Annotated in this window: 19 protein-coding genes and 2 tRNA genes; 18 read left to right on the plus strand and 3 right to left on the minus strand. The window is 54.8% G+C overall.

Going from position 1 to position 24,202, the window contains the following annotated elements; genetic code table 11:
* The 14 genes from HMPREF1323_RS09245 to HMPREF1323_RS07745 all read left to right on the plus strand — a co-directional run.
* Positions 1-207, plus strand: a 207-nt coding sequence (locus HMPREF1323_RS09245; RefSeq protein WP_044124231.1) for a hypothetical protein, incomplete at its 5' end; no start/stop codon positions are given.
* A gap of 304 nt (positions 208-511) precedes the next feature.
* Positions 512-584 (plus strand) — tRNA-Gly (locus HMPREF1323_RS07685).
* Between the two features lie 88 nt (positions 585-672).
* On the plus strand, positions 673-1,356 hold the full coding sequence (locus HMPREF1323_RS07690) for a MarC family protein (RefSeq protein ID WP_009433609.1): 684 nt from the start codon (positions 673-675) through the stop codon (positions 1,354-1,356).
* Positions 1,357-1,458: 102 nt separating this feature from the next.
* Positions 1,459-3,402 carry an NAD(+) synthase gene (locus HMPREF1323_RS07695; RefSeq protein WP_009433616.1) on the plus strand — a complete coding sequence of 648 codons (1,944 nt, stop codon included), beginning with the start codon at positions 1,459-1,461 and terminating at the stop codon, positions 3,400-3,402.
* A gap of 118 nt (positions 3,403-3,520) precedes the next feature.
* The gene (locus HMPREF1323_RS07700; RefSeq protein WP_009433604.1) at positions 3,521-3,973 is read left to right on the plus strand and encodes a copper resistance protein NlpE; all 453 of its coding nucleotides are present in this window, start codon (positions 3,521-3,523) and stop codon (positions 3,971-3,973) included.
* A 209-nt stretch (positions 3,974-4,182) separates the two neighbouring features.
* Entirely contained in the window at positions 4,183-4,449 is a 267-nt protein-coding gene (locus tag HMPREF1323_RS07705) for a SemiSWEET family transporter (protein ID WP_009433621.1), read from the plus strand.
* Between the two features lie 452 nt (positions 4,450-4,901).
* Positions 4,902-5,492 (plus strand): FKBP-type peptidyl-prolyl cis-trans isomerase, encoded by a 591-nt coding sequence (locus tag HMPREF1323_RS07710; RefSeq protein WP_009433600.1) that lies wholly within the window; start codon positions 4,902-4,904, stop codon positions 5,490-5,492.
* 3 nt (positions 5,493-5,495) lie between these two features.
* Complete coding sequence (locus HMPREF1323_RS07715; protein ID WP_009433607.1) at positions 5,496-6,302, plus strand: FKBP-type peptidyl-prolyl cis-trans isomerase; 807 nt, start codon at positions 5,496-5,498, stop codon at positions 6,300-6,302.
* A gap of 36 nt (positions 6,303-6,338) precedes the next feature.
* Positions 6,339-7,235 carry an FKBP-type peptidyl-prolyl cis-trans isomerase gene (locus HMPREF1323_RS07720; RefSeq protein WP_044124232.1) on the plus strand — a complete coding sequence of 299 codons (897 nt, stop codon included), beginning with the start codon at positions 6,339-6,341 and terminating at the stop codon, positions 7,233-7,235.
* A gap of 244 nt (positions 7,236-7,479) precedes the next feature.
* Positions 7,480-7,551 (plus strand) — tRNA-Met (locus tag HMPREF1323_RS07725).
* 105 nt (positions 7,552-7,656) lie between these two features.
* Positions 7,657-8,484: a threonine/serine exporter family protein gene (locus tag HMPREF1323_RS07730; RefSeq protein WP_009433592.1), complete on the plus strand. Its 828-nt coding sequence runs from the start codon at positions 7,657-7,659 to the stop codon at positions 8,482-8,484.
* 39 nt (positions 8,485-8,523) lie between these two features.
* A complete protein-coding gene (locus tag HMPREF1323_RS07735) occupies positions 8,524-9,015 on the plus strand; it encodes a threonine/serine exporter family protein (protein WP_009433625.1) in 492 nt (163 codons plus the stop codon).
* Between the two features lie 294 nt (positions 9,016-9,309).
* The gene (locus HMPREF1323_RS07740; protein ID WP_044124238.1) at positions 9,310-10,236 is read left to right on the plus strand and encodes a DUF2156 domain-containing protein; all 927 of its coding nucleotides are present in this window, start codon (positions 9,310-9,312) and stop codon (positions 10,234-10,236) included.
* Positions 10,214-11,257, plus strand: coding sequence for a GNAT family N-acetyltransferase (locus HMPREF1323_RS07745; protein WP_009433605.1), 1,044 nt, complete (start codon positions 10,214-10,216; stop codon positions 11,255-11,257). The genes HMPREF1323_RS07740 and HMPREF1323_RS07745 overlap by 23 nt, the downstream gene beginning before the upstream one ends.
* Before the next feature lie 82 nt (positions 11,258-11,339).
* Here the strand turns inward: HMPREF1323_RS07745 and trxA are convergent, their stop codons facing one another.
* The 3 genes from trxA to HMPREF1323_RS07760 form a co-directional block, all read right to left on the minus strand.
* A complete protein-coding gene (trxA, locus tag HMPREF1323_RS07750; protein ID WP_009433602.1) occupies positions 11,340-11,654 on the minus strand; it encodes a thioredoxin in 315 nt (104 codons plus the stop codon).
* A 42-nt stretch (positions 11,655-11,696) separates the two neighbouring features.
* Complete coding sequence (dnaE, locus tag HMPREF1323_RS07755; protein ID WP_009433594.1) at positions 11,697-15,386, minus strand: DNA polymerase III subunit alpha; 3,690 nt, start codon at positions 15,384-15,386, stop codon at positions 11,697-11,699.
* Positions 15,387-16,198: 812 nt separating this feature from the next.
* Positions 16,199-17,518, minus strand: coding sequence for a UDP-N-acetylmuramoyl-tripeptide--D-alanyl-D-alanine ligase (locus tag HMPREF1323_RS07760; RefSeq protein WP_044124239.1), 1,320 nt, complete (start codon positions 17,516-17,518; stop codon positions 16,199-16,201).
* Positions 17,519-17,929: 411 nt separating this feature from the next.
* On the opposite strand from HMPREF1323_RS07760, the gene HMPREF1323_RS07765 reads away from it, so the two are divergent.
* Genes HMPREF1323_RS07765 through HMPREF1323_RS07780 form a run of 4 tightly spaced genes read left to right on the plus strand, consistent with a single transcriptional unit; the run spans position 17,930 to position 24,177 of the window.
* Entirely contained in the window at positions 17,930-18,199 is a 270-nt protein-coding gene (locus HMPREF1323_RS07765) for a hypothetical protein (protein ID WP_009433610.1), read from the plus strand.
* A 43-nt stretch (positions 18,200-18,242) separates the two neighbouring features.
* On the plus strand, positions 18,243-21,272 hold the full coding sequence (locus tag HMPREF1323_RS07770; RefSeq protein ID WP_156795233.1) for a SusC/RagA family TonB-linked outer membrane protein: 3,030 nt from the start codon (positions 18,243-18,245) through the stop codon (positions 21,270-21,272).
* A gap of 37 nt (positions 21,273-21,309) precedes the next feature.
* A complete protein-coding gene (locus tag HMPREF1323_RS07775) occupies positions 21,310-22,962 on the plus strand; it encodes a RagB/SusD family nutrient uptake outer membrane protein (RefSeq protein ID WP_009433626.1) in 1,653 nt (550 codons plus the stop codon).
* Positions 22,963-22,980: 18 nt separating this feature from the next.
* Positions 22,981-24,177 carry a glycoside hydrolase family 18 gene (locus HMPREF1323_RS07780; RefSeq protein WP_009433601.1) on the plus strand — a complete coding sequence of 399 codons (1,197 nt, stop codon included), beginning with the start codon at positions 22,981-22,983 and terminating at the stop codon, positions 24,175-24,177.
* Positions 24,178-24,202: the final 25 nt, after the last annotated feature.

The raw sequence follows: 24,202 nt of genomic DNA on the forward strand, positions 1-24,202 counted from the left end.
CTGGAGTATGCTAAGGCGGGCGAACTGATTTACCTCAGTCCCCGCTCCAGCGAGCAGCGGGTGAGCCGACTGGATTATCTCAAGGGCAAGGCAGCCTATGCCCGTGATCCAGCTGCTTATATGCGACAAATCCCTGGGGTGATTTACTCCAAGGAGACGCTTCGTCGGATGAAGCCTCGCTCGTACAATCCACTGGAGCGCGAATAGCGATCTCTCTTCTGCCTCTCTCCGAGGGTGCGGAGCGAAGCGGTAGAAGACAAGGAAATAACGAGTAGTCGGACTCCCTGAGCTTCACCCATGACGGACTCTAATTATGAAGTTGCGTGCTGTAGGGGGCAGAGGTAAGGCTACAAGGGCTCTTGGCTGGGGGCTGTCTTACAGAAAGAGGGTGGATGTTGCCTCAGTATGAGCCTCGGATTTGGAGGCGGGAGCACAGGTGAAATCCTCTTGCAGAATCAAAAGTTCTTCCTATCTTTGCGGACAAGAAAACCCCTTGAGGGGTCTTAACCCTGCGGTAGTAGCTCAGTTGGTAGAGCATCAGCTTCCCAAGCTGAGGGTCACGAGTTCGAGCCTCGCCTACCGCTCACCATGTGAGGGGGTATCCTTCTTTCCAGAGGAGGGATATCCCCTCGCTATTTGCTACATACACTACTCTCTAAGCTCATTCACGTAATGATGACTACTCCACTTCTCGGGGTAGACCTCGGTCAGATCGCCTCAGCGATAGGGCATGAGTTTACCCTCTTCAGCCTCGACGAGCTCTACAAAGCGTTCTTCACGCTCTTCGTCACCATCGACATCATCGGGGCTATCCCCATTATCCTTTCGCTCAAGGCCAAGGGGAAGACCTACCACTCCGCACAGGTCGGCATCTATTCGGGGATTATCCTGATCGCCTTCCTGCTCGTAGGGGAGCCGCTCTTAGGGTCTTTCGGCGCGGATATCTCGACCTTCGGGGTCGCAGGGGGGATTGTGCTCTTTGTGATGGCCGTCGAGATGATCTTCGGCATTGAGATCTTCAAGTCCGAGGACGACTCGAGCGGCAATACGACCTTCGTACCGCTGGTCTTCCCGCTCTTTGCGGGGGCTGCCTCGTTCACGACGCTCCTGACGCTACGCTCGGCTGGGATTGCGATGATCAATCTGGCGCTGAGTATCGTGCTGAACATGGTCCTCGTCTACCTCGTCCTGCGCTATGTCTCGCTCCTCGACCGTATCCTCGGTAAGAACGGGGTCTACATCCTACGTAAGTTCTTCGGGGTTGTCCTCCTGGCGATCTCGGTGAAGTTCATCACAAAGAATCTGATCGAAGTCATCGCCATGGTACAGCATGGGGTGGCCGCTCTCGGACAATAGTAATCACATCCTCCCCGCGCAAGTGGGGAGGCCCCATAGGCGACATGCGTGTATCCTCGATAAGGGGCTGCACGCATATCGTCTCTATAAAAGCAATGTAATATGAAGCATGGATTTGTCAAGGTCGCAGCCGCTGTCCCCTTCGTGCGGGTCGCTGACTGCGAGTACAATGTCGAGCGAATAGAGGCTCTGGTACTGGAGGCTGACGCCAAGGGCGTAGAGATCATCACCTTCCCAGAGCTCTCCATCACGGGCTATACGTGTGGAGACCTTTTCCTCCGCCCTTTCCTCAACGATCAGGCTGAGGCAGCACTGCTTCGCCTTGCAGAGCGTACGGCACATACCTCGGTGCTCATCATCGTAGGTATGCCTATCCGCATCCAGTCACAGCTCTTCAATGCGGCTGTCGCCCTTCAGTCGGGGCAGATCCTCGGGGCTATCCCCAAGACTTATCTGCCGAACTACCGTGAGTTCCAGGAAGCACGTTGGTTCGCTGCTGCGCGTGACCTCAAGCTGGCGCACATACAGATCGGCCGCTTCCAGGTGCCTATCGGGCACAACGTCCTCTTCCGCTCAGGCAAGCTCGCCATCGGTATCGAGATCTGCGAAGATATGTGGACGCCCTATACCCCAGGGACGCGCCTGGCTCTCTACGGAGCACAGATCATCTTCAACCTCTCGGCGAGTAACGAGCTGGCAGGGAAGAATACCTACCTGCGTAGCCTCATCAGCGGGCTCTCCTCACAGAACCTCTGCGGCTATGTCTACGCCTCCGCTGGCTATGGTGAGAGCTCCACGGATACCGTCTTCACGGGTAAGGGCTTCATCGCCGAGGTCGGTAAGCTCCTCGTCGAGACTCCGCGCTTCACCTACGAAGAGCGCCTGATCATCAGCGATATCGATGTGATGCGTATCGACAACGATCGCCTGACGACCAATAGCTTCAATGACTCGATCGTCGACCACACGGAGCGTGGTCTCCTGACGGAGATTCCCTTCCGTCTGCGTACCCACGAGGAGTCACACGATGTAGACCGTCAGATCGAGCAGAATCCCTTCCTCCCCGAGAGCCGCAAGCGTGATGAGCGCGCCGAAGAGATGTTCGACATTCAGGTCTGTGGCCTCTCACAGCGCCTGCGCTTCATCGGGGCACGCCACGCCGTCCTCGGTATCTCGGGCGGCCTTGACTCGACGCTGGCGCTTCTGGTCACCGTGGCAGCCTTCGATGCGCTGGGCCTTCCCCGTGAGGGTATCATCGCTGTGACGATGCCTGGGCTGGGTACGAGCGACCACACGAAGAACAATGCTATCGAGCTGATGCAGGGCCTCGGCGTCACGTCACGCACCATCGATATCACCGAGGCCTGTATGCAGCACTTCGCTGCTATCGGGCACGATCCCGAGGTGCAGGACGTCGTCTTCGAGAATACGCAGGCTCGTGAGCGCACGCAGATCCTCATGGATCTGGCGAATAAGTACAACGCTCCCGTCATCGGTACGGGTGACCTATCCGAGCTGGCTCTCGGATGGTGTACCTTCAACGGTGACCACATGTCGATGTACTCGGTGAATGCGGGTATCCCTAAGACGGCTATCCAGATCATCGTCTCGCGTATGGCTGAGATCGGGAAGTTCGGTGCTGAGCTCTCGAAGGTCCTGCGCTCCGTCGTCGATACGCCTATCTCTCCCGAGCTGAAGCCTACGAATGCTAAGGGTGATATTGATCAGAAGACCGAGGATGTCGTCGGCCCCTATGAGCTGCATGACTTCTTCCTCTACAACTTCCTCGGCTACGGCTATCCACCTCAGAAGATCTTCTATATGGCGAAGGTGGCCTTCAAGGATAAGTACGATGCGAAGTCCATCAAGCGCTGGCTCCGTGAGTTCTATCGCCGCTTCTTCGCCCAGCAGTACAAGCGCAACTGCCTGCCTGATGGGCCTAAGGTGACGGCTGTGAGCCTCTCGCCACGTGGCTACTGGCGTATGCCCAGTGACGTGTCTTCTAATGCTTGGCTCGCTGAGGTCGATGCTTTGTCCGAAGAGTAGTCAGAGGGCATTGTACATCGAATAGTATTTTTTTGTACGTTTGTAGCCAGTTCGAGTTCCTGATATGTCAGCATGGTGCTGGCGGGGCGCTTGACTAAACAACACACATAGTACGATTATGAAGAAAGTATTTGTTTCATTCGCAGTACTGGCACTGGCTCTTGCCTCTTGCCAAGGTAACACGGAGGCTTCGCAGAGCGATAGCCTGAATCAGGACTCTGTAGCTGCTGCAGTAGTAGACTCTACCGCTAACGTAGCTAACGAAGCTGCACTGGGTACCTACGAAGGTACGATCCCAGGTGCTGACGGCTCGGTGAAGACGACCATCGTCCTCAACGCAGACGGCACGTACAGCAAGCACGAAGAGTTCTCGAAGGCAGGCGCTGAGCCTATCGATGAGAACGGGACCTACAAGCTCGCTGCTGATGGTCTGCTGACGCTCATCACGCCTTCGTCCAACCTCGAAACCTACTACAAGGTAGGTGAAGGCAAGATCACGCTGCTCGACCAGACGACCAAGCAGCTCCCCGAAGGTGAGCTCGCTGCCCAGTACGACCTCGTAAAGAAGTAAGTCACCAACCGATACCCGCCCTCGGGCGGGAATGACCCTAGGGGCTATGCCTACAGCGCAAGCTGTGTGGGCGTAGCCCCTGCTCTTTGTGTTCTATTGTAGGTGATGTCACGAGAGAAGCGGCTTAGCAGAGCGGGTGGATGTGAGTTTTTAAGAGTTTTTATACTTTTGCACCCGATAAGATTGTATTCATTAATCCTAAGAAGTATATGGCAAAGAGTAAGTTCCTCACCATCCTGGGTACCGTCGCTTCGGTGACCGCTATCCTTATGTATGTCTCTTATATCAGCACGATCCAGGGCAACCTCAATGGTCAAAAGGGGGACTGGATCCAGCCTCTCGTCGCAGCGATCAACTGTACCCTCTGGGTCTTCTACGGTCTGCTCCAGCAACCTAAGCGCGACTGGCCTATCGTGGTCGCTAATGCTCCCGGTATTGTCTTCGGTCTGGCAGCTGCCATCACGGCACTGATGTAGTCCGACTCTCTTGGGATAAAGACTTCCCCGATATAGCCTTCGGCCCCGCCACATATCTACCGCTCTATGGCGTAGTATGTGGCGGGGCCGAAGTGCTTCTGTATAGGGCGGGGTAGAGTGGGGGATATAGGGAGGTGTGGCGACCTATATTGGTCGACGGGTTGACCAATATAGGTCACGAAGCGAAGCAGTATAGGTCACATAGGGGAACATATATTGGTCCGAGCAGTGACCTATATAGGTTGATTTGCCCGCTTCGTGTAGTCGCTCGGGAGCGTGCCGTATGACCTTGTGCTGGAGACTGCCGTAGAGCTTGCTTCATCCCCCTGCTTCCTCCAGCTCTCTGCCTGCTTTGCAACCATACAAAAATGACTAACTTTGTCCTCTGATATGCATTTGTATCTCGCTACGAGATGCACTCCCCACATCACAGACAACAACTATTAAGTACAATGAATAAAGTAAGCTATGCCCTCGGGCTGAGCATCGGCCAGAACTTCCGCGCCTCTGGCTTCGATGAGATCAATCTGGAAGACTTCCTCGCTGGTGTACGTGACGTACTCGAAGGCGCTGAGCCTCAGATGACCTACGACGAAGCTAAGGTCGTCATCAACGACTACTTCCAGGAAGTACGTCGCAAGGCCGTCGAGCAGAACAAGGAAGCAGGCGAAGAATTCCTCAAGATCAACGGCCACAAGACGGGTGTCGTCACCCTACCCAGCGGCCTGCAGTATGAGGTCATCAAGATGGGTGACGGTCCCAAGCCCGAGCTCACCGATACGGTCGAGTGCCACTACCACGGTACGCTGATCAATGGTCAGGTCTTCGACAGCTCGATGGATCGTGGCCAGACGGCTAAGTTCCCCCTGCAGGGCGTCATCAAGGGTTGGACGGAGATCCTCCAGCTCATGCCCGTAGGCTCGAAGTGGAAGGTCACGATCCCCTCGGATCTTGCTTACGGCGACCGCGGTGCTGGTGAGATGATCCAGCCCGGTAGCACGCTCATCTTCATCATCGAGCTCATCGCTATCGTCGGTAAGTAAGGGATGAAGCAGCTTACCAAGCACCTCGCCCTGTCGGCAGGCCTTCTCGTAGCATTCGCCTCCTGCTCGCCCAAGCTGAGCAAGCAGAAGAGCGCTGCTCTCACTACCCGTCAGGATAGTGTCGCCTATGCCTTCGGTGTCCTCAATGGGCAGGCCTTCTCCGAAGTCCTCTCCCGTATGCCTGGCGACACGCTGAGCCGTCAGCAGATCCTCGCTGCCTTCGGTGACGTCCTCCTCGGGCGCTCGACGAAGGTCTCAGCATCTGCTGCTAAGGCGATCTTCGACGAGTATGCTGCGGATCTGCAGCAGGCTGAGACGCGTCGCACGGCAGCTTCGGCTGACTCCGTCCTCGCAGCCAACAAGGCTAAGGAGGGTGTGAAGGTCACCGAGAGCGGTCTGCAGTACCGCGTGCTCCGTGCCGCACAGGGCACGCGCCCCATGGCGCAGGATACGGTCGTCGTCCACTACAAGGGGACGCTCCCCTCGGGGAAGGAGTTCGACAGCTCCTACAAGCGTGGTGAGCCCGCCGTCTTCCCCCTCTCTCAGGTCATCGCTGGGTGGACGGAAGGTATCTGTCTGATGACGAAGGGCTCGAAGTATGAGTTCCTCATCCCTGCCTCCCTCGCCTATGGCGATCGTGGTGTCAGCGGTGTCATCCCAGCTGGCTCGCCCCTCTTCTTCGAGGTCGAGCTGATCGACGTGCGTCCCTTCAAGGCTGCTCCCTCGAGCGAAGAGCACGTCTCAGAGGCTTCCTCCTCTACTACCCCCAAGGCTGCTAAGCCTCGCAAGGCAGTCAAGCGTAAGAAGTAACAACAGAATATCAATCCAATATCTATCAAAAGAAAAATGAAAAAGATCTCAATGCTCCTGGCTGCTTCGGCCATGGCTCTCGGTATCTTCTCTTGCTCTAAGAGTGGCTCTGCTGACCTTAAGGATGGTGCTGATAGCGTATCTTTCGCTGTCGGTTTCGGTAATGCTACCGAGCTCGTCAACGCTATCCAGGGCGCAAAGGCTCAGGGTGAAAACGTAGACTCTGCACTCTTCTTCAAGGGCTTCGAAGAAGGCTTCAACAGCGACACGACCAAGCTGTGGTACTACGTCGGTCAGATGCAGGGCGTCCAGGCTGCTATGCGCTTCAAGGACGACTCTACGCTGAAGAAGGCTGCCTTCATGGCTGGCTTCAAGAAGGCTCTCGGCCTCGACTCCACTGCTCGTGCTAAGCAGGCTGACAGCCTCGGCGCTATCGCTCAGTCCTACTACGAAAAGAAGCAGGAAGTAGAGCGCGCTAAGTACGAAGCTGAAATGGAAAAGCAGATGGAAGAGCAGTACGGTGAGAACAAGAAGAAGGGTGCTGAATTCATCGCTAACTTCAAGAAGGAAGCTGGCGTGAAGACGACTGCTTCTGGTCTGGCTTACCAGGTCCTCAAGGAAGGTAACGGTGCTACGCCTAAGGCTACGGATATGGTCCAGGTGAACTATGTCGGTAAGCTCATCGATGGTACGGTCTTCGACGAATCAAAGGGTACGCCTGCTGAGTTCCGTGTTGACCAGGTCATCAAGGGTTGGACGGAAATGCTTCAGCTGATGAAGGTCGGTGAGAAGGTTAAGGTCGTCATCCCACAGGAGCTGGCTTATGGTGCTCGCTTCGCTGGCGAAAAGATCCCTCCTTTCAGCACGCTGGTCTTCGAAATCGAGCTGCTGAAGGTCTCTGCTGCTAGCGCTGCACAGCCCGACTCTCTCTAAGCTATCGGCGCGTCCCCGCGCTAATGACTTATCTCCCCATGTGGCTGCACTCCTCGCTCGAGGTGTGTAGCCACATGGCTTTTTATGCCACTTTATCCTGCGGATGATAGCGGTATTAGCTGTGGGGATATGCCTTGTTGGCGCCCCGAAATAGGGGTGTTTCCGAGGGGGATACCGCGGTAGCTTTTTACGTTGTTTTGGTCGTTAAGAAAATAAGTACTACCTTTGCAGTGCAAAAAGATAGCGCGGAGTGGAGCAGTGGTAGCTCGTTGGGCTCATAACCCAAAGGTCGTAGGTTCGAATCCTGCCTCCGCAACAAAGATGATCAGCCCGAGCTGATACCAGAGCCTCCCCTGAATCCCAGTGGAGGCTCTTCTTATTCATACTACACTTACTATTTTCTTCACCTCTCACGGTAATTATGGCCCAATCGAAACCTTGTCCTCTGCGTGAGGATATCGACAAGGAGCGTCTCTTGGACTTCTTATTGCGCTACGCGACGACGCAGACGAGTGTCGGCGTGCAGACCAATCGTATCGTGGTCAATACAACGAGAATTGCCCATGCCTATGGTTACGAGCCGACGATCATGACCTTCCAGCGCAATATGACGATGACACTTAGCCCTGTCCTGGGCGATGGTCGTCACTCCTATCGTCCACTGGATGCGCATCCTGTATCTGGGATGCTGCAGCATAGACATGGCCCCCTGAACTTCTTCTTCAATGCCGAGCTGAGCCGTCTGTCTTGGTACACCTACGACAATCACCCAAGTCTCGACGAACTCGAAGAGCGCTTCCAGAAGATCCTCAACACGCCGCCGATGAATCGCTGGCTCGTGCTCTATCTGATCAGCCAAGCGAACATGGCGTTCTGCTTGCTCTTCGGTGGGGATCTGGTCTCAGCCCTCTTCGTCTTCCTCGGCACATTCTGCGGCTTCCTCCTGCGTCAGGAGCTGAATCGCCGTCACGTCTATCACTATCTGACGGTAGTCCTCTCGGCCTTCGTCGCTTCCTTCGTCGTCGGTCTCGGTGCGAAGTTCGGCTACGAAGAGTTTCCTAAGATTGCCCTAAGCGCCAGTGTGCTTTACCTTATCCCTGGCGTCCCCTTCATCAATGGTATGATGGATATCCTCGATGGCTATGTCCTCAACGGCATCTCGCGCTTCCTGACAGCGGTGATGATCGTCGTGAGCATCACCGTAGGCCTCTCTGTCACGCTGATGTCCCTTGGCCTCTCGCTCCTCTAACCTCTCATCACCGTCGCAATCGTATAGGACTACGCTACTATGGACTTCCTCCTTATCCTTGAGAAAGGCTTTTTCGCCGCCATCGCTGCCTTGGGCTTCGCCGCCGTTGGTAATCCTTCTAAGGCTGCCTTCCGATATGTCCCGATCATCGCTTTCTGTGGGAATGCCCTGCGCTTCTCGCTGATGACGTATGCGGGTATGAATATCGCTATCGCGACTTTCTTCGCGGCGGTCTTTGCTGGCTTCATCGCTGTGGGCTTTGCCTATCATGCCCGCTACCCGATCGAAGTCTTTGCCTTCCCCGCCCTTCTGCCTATGATCCCAGGTCAGTTTGCCTACCGCTCTATCTTGGGTACGATTCGCTTTATGGAGTCGACGCAGGAGGTGGCGCAGGAGCAGTATCTGCCGGGCATCATCTCGAATATGATCACGGCACTGCTGACGATGTTCGCCCTCGGCGTGGGCGTCGCCATCCCGCTATTCATGTGCTACAAGGCCTCCTTCCGCATGACGCGCGGTGAGGCGAAGTAGCGAGAAGGCACGGCTTTTTCGAAGCCCTTCTTCACTCACCTATATAAGTACAGCGAGAAAGGTATATACCTTTTTATCGAAGGGTATATACCCTTCTGCCGGAAGTAATATAACCTCGGGTCAGAAGTTATATAACTTCCGAGGAAAAGTAATATAACTTTTGCCGAAAAGTAATATTACTTTTGAGTGAAAGTAATATAACATTCGGCTGAAAGTAATATAACATTTGGGACCATCGTCTGGAAGCGCGCCCGAGAGCATGCTGAATCGGTGGTCCCAAGCTATTCGATGTATATGGATTTATTGCACTTTACCCCCATCACAGTAGCCTCGAGAGCGGAGATAACGGCTTATACGCTCGCCAGCCAGTCGCGTATCTGCGATCTCGCGTTCGCCAATCTCTTCGGCTGGGCTGTGAAGTATGAGACGAGCTACGCCATAGCTGACGACACGCTCTTCATTCGCTTCACCTCGCCCGCACGTCCACATCCAGCGTACCTTATCCCTATTCGTCGGGGTGGGGGCTGTGGCTCGGATGCGCTGGATCGGTTACGTCACGAGGCCGATGCAGGTGGTTATCCGCTCGTCGTAATGGGGATTACGGCGCATTGTCGGGAGCATCTCGAGGAGCTTTGCCCTGGCGCCTTCACCTTCCTCGAAGACGAAGGAGCGGCGGACTATATCTATCTCCGAGAGCGTCTGGTCAGTCTCTCGGGGAAGGCGCTGCAGTCGAAGCGCAATCACGTCAATAAGTTCGAGAAGCTCTACCCTGATTTCAGCTATGAGCCCATCACGGGAGCCAACGCGCTGGAGTGTCTTGAGGTCGAGAAAGCCTGGCTACAACAGCACGGCAACGAAGACCAAGGCGAGGACAAGGAGCAGGAGGTCATCCTGCGCCTCCTCTCTTCCTTCGACGAACTACAGCTCTCGGGCGGCATCCTGCGTGTCGGTGGGCAGATCGTCGCCTTCACTATCGGTTCGCCCATCAATGAGACGACCTTCGGTGTGCACATCGAGAAGGCCAATCGTGACTATGATGGTGCCTTCACGGTGATCAATAAGCTCTTCGCCTCAACGATCCCCGAGTGCTACACCTATGTGAATCGTGAGGAAGACTTAGGTATTGAGGGGCTCCGTAAGGCCAAGCTCTCCTACAAGCCTGATATCATCCTGCAGAAGATCGCTGCAGTCCTGCGCCATGAATGCCCCACTGAGCCCTAAGGCACGGGATGCCTATCGCCTTTGGCAGCTCTGCTTCGGGGATACGGATGCCTTCCTCTCAGCCTACTTTAGCGAGGTCTACCGCGACGATAGTACGCTCATCGGCTACACCGCGAGCGTAGCGACGACGCACCTGCAGTATCTCCCCGTAGAGCTTTCTTCGGGTGGCGAGCGCCTACCCGTGAGCTATGTCGTGGCGGTATGTACGCATCCCGACTACGCTGGACGTGGCTTGATGAAGGAAGAGCTGAAGACTGCCCTCAGTCTATCGCAAGAGCGTGGCGATGTCGCTTCACTTCTCTTGCCTGCTGAAGATTGGCTCTTCGACTATTATACGAAGGCGGTGGGCTATGCTCCCATTCCTGTCGCCGTGACGACAACCTCCCTCGAAGCTGTGCTCTCCGAGTCTGACCCCGAATGTGAAGGGGCTACGCTCGTCGAATACCTCACTGCCGTGGAGCGCGCAAGCAAGGTGCCACAGCTCCTGCATAGTCCTGCGCTCTGGCGTGTAGTGACCGAAGATTATCCGACAATAGAGGGCTATGTGCTTCGCGAGCATCGCACGGCAGAGGGCAAGATCAATGGCGCACTCTTCTACGTAGAGCGTGAGGACGAAGTCGTTGTACAAGCTGTCTACGGAAGCTCAGCAGTGCGAGAAGTCTTGCTTCAAGAGCTATCCCATTCGGTGAAGAAGGTGAGCTATTATCTTCGTCCCGAGGGAGGACGAGGGGTAGGGGAGGAGCGACGGGGAATGATTCGCCTCCTCGATCCACTACGCTTCCTGCAGCATCTCGCTACGCTTCACCCCGACCTTAGAGGTGCTTGGGCTTATAGTGACGAGCTCTTCCCTGCGCTGGATGGGCTATATACAGTCGAGGGTGGGGCAGTGCATCGCATGCCTTACCCTACTTCGGACGCCTATCCTAAGTGCCGTACGACGGCGGAGCTATTTGCTCAGCTTGGGAAGTCCCTTGGCGAGGAGCTGAGCTATTCGCTACGCCTCTTCTTCGAGGCAGTATAATTCGGCTATAAAAGAGATAAGGGCTGTACCACCCAGCAGGTGGTACAGCCCTTATGCTATTTCCGGCTATCGGATATGGAGCTTAGAGCAGCCCTTCGATAGACTTCTTCAGAGCGTCCTTGCTCTGAGCGCCGACCTTCTTCTCTACGACTTCACCGCCCTTGACGAAGATGATCGTAGGGATGTTGCGTACACCGAAGCGGCTGGGAAGCTCGGGATCCTGGTCGACGTCGCACTTACCGATGACGACCTTGCCTTCGTATTCCTTTGCGAGCTCTTCTATGATGGGAGCCACCATCTGGCAGGGGCCGCACCAAGTGGCACCGAAGTCGAGGACTACGGGCTGGTCGCCGGCGATGAGCGTGTCGAAGTTCTGGCTGTTGATTTCTAATGCCATAATTGTTTCCTTTCTTATAGGTGAGACTAATATTATTACTTGCTACTTAGCTGTCATCTCGATGCCGTACTGACGGCAGAAGTCGAGGAGGATAGGTGTCGGAGCTACTGTACCCTGATCATAGGTGAGCTCGACATCATTGCGCCCCGTACCATCCGAGAGTCTTATTGATAACATAGCAGATCCGCTATTGTTCGATATGATATCTCCGAGCTCGCTGATGATGCTCTGATTGACGATGCGTACATCGATATTCAGATGGATGCTGGAGATGATTCGGTCGATGACATCACTCAGCAGGCTCACGCGCTGGATATTCAGCTCCAGCTCTTCGCCGTAGCGGCGCTTCTGGATGACGCCTTCGACAAAGACGAAGAGCCCCTTTTGGCAGTACTGCGAGTAGCTCACATAGTTCCCACTAAACAGCGGGATCGTACACGAGCCTTGTGTATCCTCGATCGTGATGCGAGCATAGGGGTCGCCACGCTTGGTCGTGCCGATAAAGACGTTTGACACCATACCGCCGAAGGAGACTTGACGGCCTTCGCCGAGAGCCTCTGGGTCATTCATCATCTGTGCATTGACAGGGCAGTAGCACTCGAGGAGTACGCGGTAGGGGTCAAGCGGATTGCCTGAGAGGTAGAGCCCGACCAGCTCACGCTCCTTATTGAGGCGCTCCATATCCGAGAGTTCGACGAAGTGCGTCGGAGGCGTGGGGCGGGGGATTTGCAAGGCTTCGTCATCGCCTCCGAAGAGGGAAGATTCATTGAGGCTCTGCTCGGCTTGGCTGACCTGGGCGAAGCGCACCAGGGCGGAGAGGAAGGAATCATCGTTCCCCGTATCCATCGGAGCGCTGTAGACCTCACGCTGTAGGCCGAAGCTATCGAAGGCACCGGAGAAGATCAAGCTTTCGAGTGTCTTCTTATTGACGATGCTCATGGGCACGCGCTCGAAGAAGTCATAGACATTCTCAAAGGGGCCATTCTCCTCGCGCTCACGGATAATCATCTCGACCGCTGAGCTACCTACGCCCTTGATGGCATTGAGCCCGAAGCGGATGTTGCCGTCTTGGTTCACGGAGAACTTGAAGTCCGACTCATTGATATCTGGCGTGAGTACGCGGATGCCCATGGTACGACACTCGTCCATGAGCTTGATGATTTCGGAGATGTTGTTGAGGTTACGGCTCAGCGCACCAGCCATGTACTCTGCGGGGTAGTTTGCCTTGAGGTACGCTGTCTGATAGGCGACCCAGCTGTAGCAGGTAGCATGGCTCTTATTGAAGGCGTAGCTGGCAAACTTTGCCCAGTCAGCCCAGATCTTCTCCAGCGTGTCCTCCTTGTAGCCCTTCTTCGTGCCACCAGCGAGGAACTTCACCTTCAGCTCGGCCATCTTGTCGGCAAGCTTCTTACCCATCGCCTTACGCAAGCCGTCGGACTCCCCACGCGTGAAGTCGGCGATCTCACGGGAGAGTAGCATCACCTGCTCCTGATAGACGGTGATGCCATAGGTGTCCTTGAGGTAGCGCTCCATGCAGGGCAAGTCATAAGTGATGGGCTTACGGCCGTGCTTACGGTCGATGAAGTCGGGGATGTAGTCCATAGGCCCTGGGCGATAGAGGGCGTTCATAGCGATGAGGTCCTCGAAGGTCGAGGGCTTCAGCTCGCGCAGGTACTTCTGCATCCCAGCGGATTCGAACTGGAAGGTCCCGACGGTCTTCCCCCCGGTGTAGAGCTCGTAGGTCTTGGCGTCGTCGATGGGGATCTTGTCGATGTCGATCTCGATGCCGCGGCTCTTCTTGATGTTCAGCAGGGCTTCCTTGATGACCGAGAGGGTCTTGAGCCCGAGGAAGTCCATCTTGATCAGCCCCGTAGACTCGATGACCGAGCCTTCGTACTGCGTCACGAGCATGCTCTCACCCGTGGCCTTATCCTCGGCGGTGCTCAAGGGGACGACGTCGCTGATATCCATCTTCCCGATGATGATACCACAGGCATGTACGCCCGTACTGCGGATATTCCCCTCGAGCATCTGAGCGTACTTCAGCGTATCGTGGAGTAGGGGGTCGGGGCTAAGGGAAGCCTGCTTGAGCTCGGGGACGTATTCGAGAGAAGCGCCGATGGTGACGTTCTTCACGTTGGGGATCTTGTCGGGGATGAGCTTCGTGAGGCGGTCACTCTCCGAGAGAGGGAGGCGCTGGACTCGTGCGACGTCCTTGATGGCACTCTTGGCGGCCATCGTGCCATAGGTGACGATATGGGCTACACGCTCGTAGCCGTACTTCTCCGTGACCCAGTGGAGCACGTCCGCACGCCCGTCATCGTCAAAGTCCACGTCGATATCAGGCATGGAGATACGGTCGGGGTTGAGGAAGCGCTCGAAGAGGAGGTCATAGCGGATGGGGTCGATGTCGGTGATGCCCAGGCAGTAGGCTACGGCAGATCCTGCGGCCGATCCACGTCCAGGGCCCACGAAGACGCCCATATCACGGGCGGCAGCGATGAAGTCCTGCACGATGAGGAAGTACCCAGGGAAGCCCATGCCGGAGATGACGCCCAGCTCGAAGTCGATACGCTCACGTACCTCCTCGGTGATACCCTCTTCGCCGTACTTACGGCGGGCACCCTCGTAGGTCAGATGACGGAGGTATTCGTCGGCATTGGCGAACTGCTCGGGGATCGGGAAGTCCGGCATCAGTGGATCATTCTCGATGCTGTAGAGCTCGACCTTGTCGCAGATCTCCTGCGTGGTGGCGAGCACCTCGGGTAGGTCGGCGAAGAGCTCGTTCATCTCTGCCGTCGTCTTCAGCCACTCCTGCTTGCTGTAGCGCATGCGTCGGGGGTCGTTGAGGTCCTTACCCGTGCTGAGACAGATGAGGCGGTCGTGCGCCTCGGCATCCTCTTCGTTGAGGAAGTGGACGTCGTTGGTAGCGATGACCTTCACACCATGCTTCTTACCCAGCTCGAGGAGGACAGCATTGACCTGCTGCTGCTTCTCGTAGGTCTCTTGGTTGCCGAGCGGGTTGTCGGTCTTGTGACGCTGCAGCTCAAGGTAGAAGTCATCACCGAAGATCCCCTTGAACCACTCGATACTCTTTTCCGCCTCATCGATATTGCCGTACATGATGTGCTGTGGGATCTCCCCACCGAGGCAGGCCGAGGAGGCAATGATGCCCTCATGATGCGCCTCCAGCAGCTCCTTGTCGATACGTGGGCGGTAGTAGTAGCCGTCGATCCATGAGCGCGAGACCATCTTGATGAGGTTCTTGTAGCCCGTGAGGTCCTTCGCTAGGAGGACTAAGTGCCAGCCACTATTGTCCACGGATTGGTTGGGGCGATAGGGGTTGGGGACGTTGGCGTCCTTCTTGAAGCGCGAGCGACGGGCGCAATAGACTTCGCAGCCGAGGATGGGCTTGAAGAGAGGCTTGGCTTCGGCCGCCTGAAGCTGCTCCCGCAGTTCGCTCAGCTTGGCTTCGTCCTCTGCACTACGCCCCTCCTGCTCCTCGAGGGCCTTGATCTGCTTCTTGAGATCCTTGCGCTCGCGAAGTAGGGGGCCGTTCTTCTTATTGACATAGTCGAAGAACTCCTTGATGCCGAACATTGCTCCGTGGTCCGTGAGGGCGATGCCAGGCATGCCGTCGGCCATAGCTTTGTCGACAAGGCCTTTGATCGAGGCCTGGCCGTCAAGGAGGGAGAACTGTGAGTGTACGTGGAGATGTACGAAAGGCTGCATAATGACTGAAAATGAATGGATTGCAAGGGCGGCTTCCTCTGCAGTGTGGTGCAAAGTTACCGCAAATAGCTCAAAATTCTGTGCCTCGAAAGGAGAAAAATGTCCCTCCCGAGAGCTCGATCATTGTAGTGCTTTGAGGGCTAAATCAATACGCGGAAAACTTACGCTTCGCGGAGGAAAACCTTGTTTCTCCGCGACTAAAAGCCATCATCCAGTAGTCCTAAACTTCCATCCACGCACGTAGTCTTAAAATCTACGTACGTAGACTTTAGGATTTACGTGCGTAGTCCTTACGTCCACGTACGTAGACGAAGGTATAGCTGTATGACTTCGGAGAAATAGCACCCTAAGCACGAGCGAATAATACCAGTGGTCGGCGATTATTTGCAAATAGCGTGCACGAAACAGGTGTGGTAGTCTGTCGGAGCAGCAGTACTCGGGCTGTAGAAGCCCCTCTACGAAGTGCCTCGCGACTGAAACGGGAGAGTGACGATAAAAGAAGTAGGTCACTCACATGATACTCGGTGAGTATCGGTGAGTGACCTACGCTTGGGGGAGCCACGAGCAGATTAAGTGAAAACTCCGAAAAACAGGATTTGAGATCCCCGCCCCCTTTGTAATCTACTCTGCTCGCCATAGGCGAGGAGACCCGAAGGCCTCGGTAGCCCGCCATTGGAGGAGAGGGTTGCCTCGGTTTTCAACTTAGTACGATGAGTTTCCCAATCGACAACGTGGCTCTTTTCTTTTGTTCTACTACAAAGATAAGCATTTGTTCGGATCTCGTCAATACGGTAGATCCATGCGCTCTTTGCTTATAGCGAGGGGAGGAGACGGCCGAGGTGGATGCCGTTCGAGCCCTTGACGAGGATGAGGCTGTCCGTGATGGGCGTTGCCTCGATGCGTGCGATGAGCTCCTCGACCGAGGGGAGGACGTGATCCGATGCTCCGAGCTCCTCTACCCAATGCGGACCGCAGAGGTAGATCGTCAGTGGCGAGGCCGTGTGTGCCTTGAGGCGGGTATACAGCTCCTGATGGGCTTCGTGGCTCGATTCGCCCAGCTCGTTCATGTCGCCGAGGATGACGGTGCGGGGGCGATCCAGAGGCTCGATGTGGAGGAAGTTGTCCAGCGCCGTGTGCATGCTCGAGGGGTTGGCATTGTAGGCATCCGCGATGATTTGGTTGCCACGGGCGGAGGTGATGAGCTGGGAGCGGCTGTTGCTGGGGGTGTAGCTGGTGAGGGCTTCGTCGATACGCTCGGGAGCTACGTCGAAGTAAAGGCCGATGGTGATCGCTGCAAGAGCGTTAGCGAGGTTGTAGTCCCCGACTAGGTGAGTCTGTACGGCGTGCTGCTCGATGCCGAGGGTGGGGCAGGCCCAAGAGAAGTGTAGGAAGAGCTGATCACCCGTGCTTGGGGTAGCTTGCCCGACGATACGTGCCTCGGGGTCGGTGCCGTAGTCGATACGGTCGATACCTTCGCTCATCTCCTCGAGCGTCTTGTCTTCGGCACGGAAGAAGACGATACCCTTGCGTGCGCGGAGGCTATCATAGAGCTCACCCTTAGTGCGGCGTACTCCTTCGATGGAGCCGAAGCCCTCGAGGTGTGCCCGGCCAATGTTGGTGATGAGTCCGTAGTTGGGCTCGGCGATGGCGCAGAGCTCGGCGATGTCCCCAGGCTTGCTGGCGCCCATCTCGATGAGAGCAAGCTGATGCTCGGGAGTGAGGCGCAGGAGGGTCAGGGGGACACCGATATGATTATTGAGGTTGCCCTCGGTATAGAGGAGGCGGTAGGTCGTCGAGAGGACGGCGGCCGTGAGCTCCTTGGTAGTCGTCTTACCATTCGTCCCAGTGATCGCGATGACAGGGATACCCAGCTGCTGACGGTGGTGGCAGGCGAGCAGCTGTAGGGCCTTCAGGCTGTCCTCGACGAGGATCGTGCGCTCGTCGATCTGTGCGGTGGGGTCGTCGATGATAGCGTAGGCAGCACCAGCCTCCAGTGCGGCACGGGCATACTGATTGCCGTCGAAGCGCGCTCCGCGCAGGGCGAAGAAGATGCAGCCCTCGGGTCGCTGGCGGGTATCGGTGCTCACCACGGGATGGGCGAGGTAGATGGAGTAGAGGTCTTCTATCGTGATCATGAGTCGGGTCATAAGGGAGTAGGGGAGTGGGAAGCGCCCTACGGTGACACTACTATTATTATATGGTGTCACAAAGGTACTACATAGCCTCAATACCGCGTAGATAGGCTGGGATTCATCTCGGGGACTGCTGTGAAGAGTAGCTACCTCCGTCCTTTCCCTACCTATATTATTAGGTGTATGGCACCTTATTGAATAGGGGTGTGGTACGCTATTATATAGGTGTATGGTATGATTGCCCCACCTTCGCAGCTCGCCCTTCCCTTGCCCCTTCTTTCTGACTTGCGGAAGAGGGGGCGCAAACCACTATACTTCCTTAAATTTTTTATTAAGTGAGGGGTTGAAAAGCTTTATACTCTGCATGTTATTTATCCCTATCTTTGTCCCCCAGATTGTAACGGAAGGTACATGGACAAGCATTCGGGCGTGATGCCCCTTTTACTCTCAAATGACTCTGCACGTGTGTGTCGCATGGCTTGCGATATGCGCGAGTGGTCGGTGACTATGCCCCTCATTGAGGAGATGGCGACACAGATGGACAGCTCCATTTGGTCGACGCGTCAGACCTATACCTCCTACCTATATAATAATAGAGCCCAGAAGATGCTCGGCTATGGCCGTGAGCTCTTTGGGGCTTTTCTTTTGTGTGCCCCTCAGCTCCGTGCTCCACGAGTATAGATGAGGGACACCTGTGTGCTGCTTATTTTTTAATGTTTCAGATATGAAGAAAGTACTATCTATCCTCATGATCCTCTTCCTTACGGTCGCTACTGCGATGGCGCAAGGCAAGAGCATCAGTGGTGTCGTGCTCGATGCCACGAATCATGAGCCTGTGATCGGGGCTTCCGTCCTGGTCAAGGGCGTACAAGGTCAAGGTGCTTCCACGGACATCAACGGGAAGTTCACCTTGAAGAACGTGAAGTCAGGTGCCATCCTCGTCGTGTCGTCTATCGGCTACGCGAAGAAGGAGGTCCCTGTCGGTAACCAGACAGAGCTGAAGATCGAGCTCTCCGGTGAAGACAACCAGCTCCAAGGGGTCGTCGTCACCGCTCTCGGTATCAAGCGCTCGCAGAAGGCTCTGAGCTATAATGTCCAGGAGATCAAGAACGATGCTCTGACGACGGTGAAGGATGCCAACTTCATGAACAGCCTCAACGGTAAGGTCGCTGGTGTGAACATCCAGCGCAGTGCCTCGGGTGTCGGTGGTAGCACGCGTGTGGTCATGCGTGGTAACAAGTCGATCTCTGGGGATAATAACGTGCTCTACGTGATCGACGGGGTTCCTGTCGGTAACAGCGCTGACCGTGGTGGTGATGGCTCTGGCTTCGGTGCAGGTCGTGCTTCGGGTGAAGGTATCTCGAACATTAACCCTGATGATATCGAATCTATTAGCGTCCTGACGGGTCCTTCGGCTGCTGCTCTCTATGGTGCAAGTGCTGCTAATGGGGTTATCCTCATCAATACGAAGAAGGGTGCTGCAGGTCAGCTGCGCGTGAACTTCTCTTCTTCGGTAGAGACGGCTTCGCCCTTCATCCTGCCTAAGTTCCAGAATACCTATGGCAATCAGGCTGGTCAGTACACCTCTTGGGGTGATAAGCTCGCTACTCCTTCCACCTATAAGGTACGCGACTTCTACAACCGTGGTGTGACGTTCAACAACTCGTTCAACTTCTCTGTTGGTACGGATAAGAATCAGACCTATTTCTCTGCCTCTGCTATCAATGCTAAGGGGATCGTACCTAACAATAAGTACCATCGCTACAATGCTTCGATTCGCAATACGTCGAAGTTCCTCAATGATAAGCTGACGCTGGACGTCTCGGCTAACTACATCCGTGACTATGCGAACAACATGATCTCCTACGGGGCATACTTCAATCCTATCGTAGGTGCTTATCTCTATCCTCGTGGTGAGAACTTCGACCAAGAGAAGTACTTCGAGCGCTACGACGCAGAGCTAGGGTACAATGTACAGCAGTGGAAGCCCGGTAGCATGGGTATGGACGTGCAGAACCCTTACTGGGTGGCATACCGCAATCTGCACCCCGAGGTCAATGACCGCTACATGCTCTTCGGCTCTCTGAAGTATGAGCTGAACAAGAAGATCAACTTCACGGGTCGTGCTCGTCTGGATAACACCTTCACTGAGCGTGAGACGAAGCTCTATGCTTCTACCTCTAGCGTATTCTCTAAGCCTCTCGGTTACTTCTCTTCTGATGTCAGCTACTTCAAGCAGAAGTATGTGGACTTCATGGCGAACTACAATTCCCCTATTGCTCAGGACATCAATCTGACGGCTACCCTCGGTACGTCGTATGAAGAGTATGACAATAAGGGTCAGGGCTTTGGTGGACACCTCTTCCTTATCCCTAATAAGTTCATCTTCCCCAATACCAATCAGCTCCAGAGCGGTGGCTCGCAGTCCTCTACGCGTAAGAGTAACTTCGCAGTCTTCGCTTCTGCTGAACTTGCTTGGCGCAACGCGCTCTATCTGACGCTTACGGGTCGTACGGACAAGCCTTCGCAGCTCGTCGGTAGCGTAGATCCCTGGATCTTCTATCCCTCGATCGGTCTCTCTGCCGTCGTCACCGACCTTATCTCTGAGGACCTGCGCGCTAAGCTCCGTCCTACGCTCTCTTATCTGAAGGTACGTACCTCTTATACGGAGGTGGGTTCTCCTATCCCCTTCACTGGTCTGACCCCAGGTACTATCACGCACTCGATGAGCAGCGGTAAGGTCGAGCCCTTCGACTACTATCCTCTGCCTGACCTGAAGGCTGAGCGTACGCGCTCTATCGAGCTCGGGGTCGACTCCCGTTGGTTCGGTGGTGCTCTGACCTTTGGTGCTACGGTCTATCAGTCAAATACGCTCAACCAGCTCCTTGAGACCGACCTCGATCCAGGTACGGGCTATAAGAAGCTCTATGTACAGGCTGGTAATGTCCGTAACCGTGGTATCGAAATGACGCTTGGCTTCAATAAGAAGTTTGGTGGCTTTGAGTACAACTCAAGTGTTACGGCTACGGCTAACCGCAATAAGATCCTCAAGCTGGCTTCTGGTGTCACGAATCCTATCACGCACGAGGTCTTTGACCTGAAGGATATCGTCAAGGGTCGCTTCCGTCTGCGTGAAGGTGGTGAGCTCGGTGACGTTTACGCTAGCGAGCGCATTAAGCGTGATGCTAATGGCTATGTAGACTATACTCCAGGTCAGTCTCTGGTCACGGAGCCCACGACTCCTTATAAGCTCGGTTCGGTCAATGCTAAGTGGAACCTCGGCTGGAAGCACGGCTTCTCTTATAAGGGCTTCGACCTGAATATGCTCTTCACGGCTCGTCTTGGTGGTATCGTCATCTCGAAGACGCAGGCTGCTCTCGACAAGTTTGGGGTTTCTCAGGCTTCTGCTGATGCACGTGATGCTGGTGGTATCAACATCGGCGAAGGTCTTACCATCGCACCACAGCAGTTCTACGATGCTGTCTACAACCTCGACTCCTACTACGTCTACTCGGCTACGAACGTTCGTCTGCAGGAGCTGAGCCTCTCTTACAGCCTGCCTAAGAACTTCCTTGGCAAGACCTTTAAGAATGTAGCTCTCTCTGTCTACGCTACGAACCTTTGGATGATCTATAATAAGGCTCCTTATGATCCTGAACTCACGGGGTCTACGGGTACGTTTGGTCAGGGCTATGACTACTTCATGCTCCCCAGCCAGCGCACTATCGGTGCCAGCATCAAGGTCGGCATCTAAGTCGAGTACTTATCTTATCAGATAAAGAAGAAACGAAATGAAGAACTTCAAGAAATTAGTCCTTCCCGCTTTGGCGATGGCCTCAGCGCTGGTCTTCGCCTCCTGCAATCAGGAAGATATCAATACCAGCCGTGTCGGTGTCACCGATGAGGAGCTCAACCAGGGCGGTCTTGCCTATGGCCTGGCTATGATGAGCCTTCAGCGCTCGGTCATGCCTATCGGCGTCGCTGGCGAAACGGGGCCTGGTAATAGCATGCAGGTCCTCGAGCTTATCTCTACGGGTAACTATGTAGGCTACTACGGGAATAATAACAACTGGAACTTTAACACGGAAGGTACCTGGACGTTCACCAATGGACGTATGAGCATCCTCTACGGTCTCCTCTACGGGGATGTAGCGAAGTCTTGGCTCCCCATCCACATCCAGGCAAGCCGTGCTAAGGATAACCTCCAGGCTCAGCAGGTCCTGGCGATGGCCAATATCGTGAAGGTTGTGGGTTGGCTACGTGCTACCGATGCCTTCGGCCCTATCGTATATACGAAGGCTGGTAGCGGTGACATCACGCCTACTCCTGACTCTCAGCAGGAGGTCTATAAGGGGATGCTTGCGGATCTGGAGAAGAGTGCAGCAGTCCTGCGCGAAGCTCGTGAGTCCGTCCTCTCCCGTAATGACCTCGTCTATAACGGTGATGCCAGCAAGTGGGTTAAGCTTGCGAACTCCCTGATGCTGCGTATGGCTGTCCGTGTCCACTTCAAGGATGCTGCACTGGCTAAGGAATACATCGCAAAGGCTTTGGATGCTTCCAATGGTGGCGTTATTGAGACTACGGCTGACGAGGCTAAGATCGGTAACTCCGATAAGCAGCCTCTGGCACACCCAGCACTCATCTCTGTAGATCAGTACAATGAGACGCGTATGGGGGCTACCATCTGGTCTTATCTCCAGGGCTACAATGACCCACGTCTTGAGAAGTACTTTACGAAGGGTACTTATCGTAATATTCCGGGCTACTACTTCCTCCCTCCGACCAACAATGAGTCGAAGAAGGAAGGTGCTAATACTGCGCAGTACGCTTCGAAGCCTAACTTCTCTACGGAAACGCCTCTCTACTGGTTCCGTGCTTCGGAGACGTTCTTCCTCAAGGCTGAGGCTGCTCTTTACGGTCTGATCTCTACGGGGACGGCACAATCTTATTATGAGCAGGGTGTCCGTCAGTCCTTCGCTGAGGCTGGTGCTGGAGATGCTACGGCTTATCTGGCTCAGAGGGGGGTATTGCCTGCTGCGACTACTGTAGCTTACAACCCTTACCTTTCGAGTCGATATAGCGATAACATCTCCTCTGGTAATGTCTCTCCTAACTGGAATGATGTAGATGCTACTCGTAACCAGCAGGAAGTACAGCTTCAGAAGATCATCACGCAGAAGTACCTTGCTCTCTTCCCCAATGCTTATGAAGCATGGACGGAATATCGTCGTACGGGCTATCCCTTCATCATGAAGCCAGCTGATACCGGAGCTCCTTCGCGTATCGGTGGAGATGCCAGCATGCGTGCTCCTGAGCGCTTCTCCTTCCCTGCATCAGCTTACGATAGCAACCCCAACCTCAAAGTCATCCCCTCTCTCCTTGGTGGTGTAGACCTCGGTAAGACTCCGCTGTGGTGGGTGCGTGACAATCGTCCTAATCAGTAACTCTAAAACGAATCATCTATGAAGATGCTTAAATATGCGCTTGTCGCAGCTATGGCCCTCGCCTCTGTCGCTTGTAGCAAGTGGACTGATGATGAGCGCTTGACCTTCGACAATCAGAAGGACCTCAAGCGAGCCATTCCCTTCATTGAGTTGACGAGTGCCGATCAGCTCACCGCCGAGCAGCAGAAGTATTACAGCGAGCTCCGTGCATGGAAGCAGACGCCTCACGTACGTGGCTTCGGCTGGTTCGGTGGCTGGACGGCTAAGGGTACCGATCCACAGAAGTACCTCCGTATGCTTCCCGATAGCGTCGATATCGTATCTCTCTGGGGTACGCATGGCGAGCTGACCGAGGATCAGAAGACTGACCTCAAGCTCTTCCAAGACGTCAAGGGGGGTAAGGTCCTCCTTTGCTGGATTGTTTCTAATGTCGGTGACCAGCTTACTCCTAAGGGTAAGACCGCTACGGACTATTGGATCACGGAGAAGGGTGGTGGTGACTTCCTCGAAGGTGTCAAGGCTTATGCTAACGCTATCTGTGATACCATCGAGAAGTACAACCTCGACGGCTTCGATATCGACTACGAACCCTATTATGGTGGTTCTGGTAATCTGGCTACTGCTCTTCAGTCTTATGAAGATGGTGGTGAGACCTATCACTATGACTGGAAGAAGTATCCCGCTGCTGACTATGTAGGTGCAGAGGCAGATATCATCGATGCCTCTTCGGAGCGCAATATCGGTATGTACACCTTCGTCAAGACGCTCTATGATCGTCTTCACCCCAAGGGCCGAATCATCCTCTTCGACGGTGAGCCTTATAAGCTCTCTACCGAAGCCTCTAAGATGATTGACTTCTATGTCTATCAGGCTTATGATGAGTCTACGACTTATGCAGCTCTGAATAAGGTCCGTCAGGGCTCGAAGCTCGACAACTGGGAGGGTAAGACCTTCCTCACACTGGAGTTCCAGAAGTACTCTAAGACGGGTGGTTTCCCTCGTTATACGAGCTCTAACCCTGAGATTCAGAAGCTGGATGCCGGTCGTCAGATCATGGACTATGCTACGATGCTCATGCCTAACGGTAAGCGTATCGCTGGTATCGGTACTTATCACATGGAGCTTGATACGGAGGGTGGCAGCTATCGCTTCCTTCGCCAGGCTCTCAATGCCGGTAATCGCGTCAGCGAAACCCAGAAGGCAGACTTCCAATAATGGCTAACAGAGAAAACAAGAGTTT

Origin of the sequence: Porphyromonas sp. oral taxon 279 str. F0450, assembly GCF_000292995.1 — a bacterium.
GTDB lineage: Bacteria > Bacteroidota > Bacteroidia > Bacteroidales > Porphyromonadaceae > Porphyromonas > Porphyromonas pasteri.

Coding starts and splice junctions, on each gene's coding strand:
- HMPREF1323_RS07730 (WP_009433592.1), top strand. CDS start 7,657: ATGGCCCAATCGAAACCTTGTCCTCTGCGTGAGGATATCGACAAGGAG.
- HMPREF1323_RS07705 (WP_009433621.1), top strand. CDS start 4,183: ATGGCAAAGAGTAAGTTCCTCACCATCCTGGGTACCGTCGCTTCGGTG.
- HMPREF1323_RS07775 (WP_009433626.1), top strand. CDS start 21,310: ATGAAGAACTTCAAGAAATTAGTCCTTCCCGCTTTGGCGATGGCCTCA.
- HMPREF1323_RS07710 (WP_009433600.1), top strand. CDS start 4,902: ATGAATAAAGTAAGCTATGCCCTCGGGCTGAGCATCGGCCAGAACTTC.
- HMPREF1323_RS07780 (WP_009433601.1), top strand. CDS start 22,981: ATGAAGATGCTTAAATATGCGCTTGTCGCAGCTATGGCCCTCGCCTCT.
- HMPREF1323_RS07720 (WP_044124232.1), top strand. CDS start 6,339: ATGAAAAAGATCTCAATGCTCCTGGCTGCTTCGGCCATGGCTCTCGGT.
- HMPREF1323_RS07695 (WP_009433616.1), top strand. CDS start 1,459: ATGAAGCATGGATTTGTCAAGGTCGCAGCCGCTGTCCCCTTCGTGCGG.
- HMPREF1323_RS07770 (WP_156795233.1), top strand. CDS start 18,243: ATGAAGAAAGTACTATCTATCCTCATGATCCTCTTCCTTACGGTCGCT.
- HMPREF1323_RS07735 (WP_009433625.1), top strand. CDS start 8,524: ATGGACTTCCTCCTTATCCTTGAGAAAGGCTTTTTCGCCGCCATCGCT.
- HMPREF1323_RS07700 (WP_009433604.1), top strand. CDS start 3,521: ATGAAGAAAGTATTTGTTTCATTCGCAGTACTGGCACTGGCTCTTGCC.
- dnaE (WP_009433594.1), bottom strand. CDS start 15,386: ATGCAGCCTTTCGTACATCTCCACGTACACTCACAGTTCTCCCTCCTT.
- trxA (WP_009433602.1), bottom strand. CDS start 11,654: ATGGCATTAGAAATCAACAGCCAGAACTTCGACACGCTCATCGCCGGC.
- HMPREF1323_RS07715 (WP_009433607.1), top strand. CDS start 5,496: ATGAAGCAGCTTACCAAGCACCTCGCCCTGTCGGCAGGCCTTCTCGTA.
- HMPREF1323_RS07740 (WP_044124238.1), top strand. CDS start 9,310: ATGGATTTATTGCACTTTACCCCCATCACAGTAGCCTCGAGAGCGGAG.
- HMPREF1323_RS07690 (WP_009433609.1), top strand. CDS start 673: ATGATGACTACTCCACTTCTCGGGGTAGACCTCGGTCAGATCGCCTCA.
- HMPREF1323_RS07765 (WP_009433610.1), top strand. CDS start 17,930: ATGGACAAGCATTCGGGCGTGATGCCCCTTTTACTCTCAAATGACTCT.
- HMPREF1323_RS07745 (WP_009433605.1), top strand. CDS start 10,214: ATGAATGCCCCACTGAGCCCTAAGGCACGGGATGCCTATCGCCTTTGG.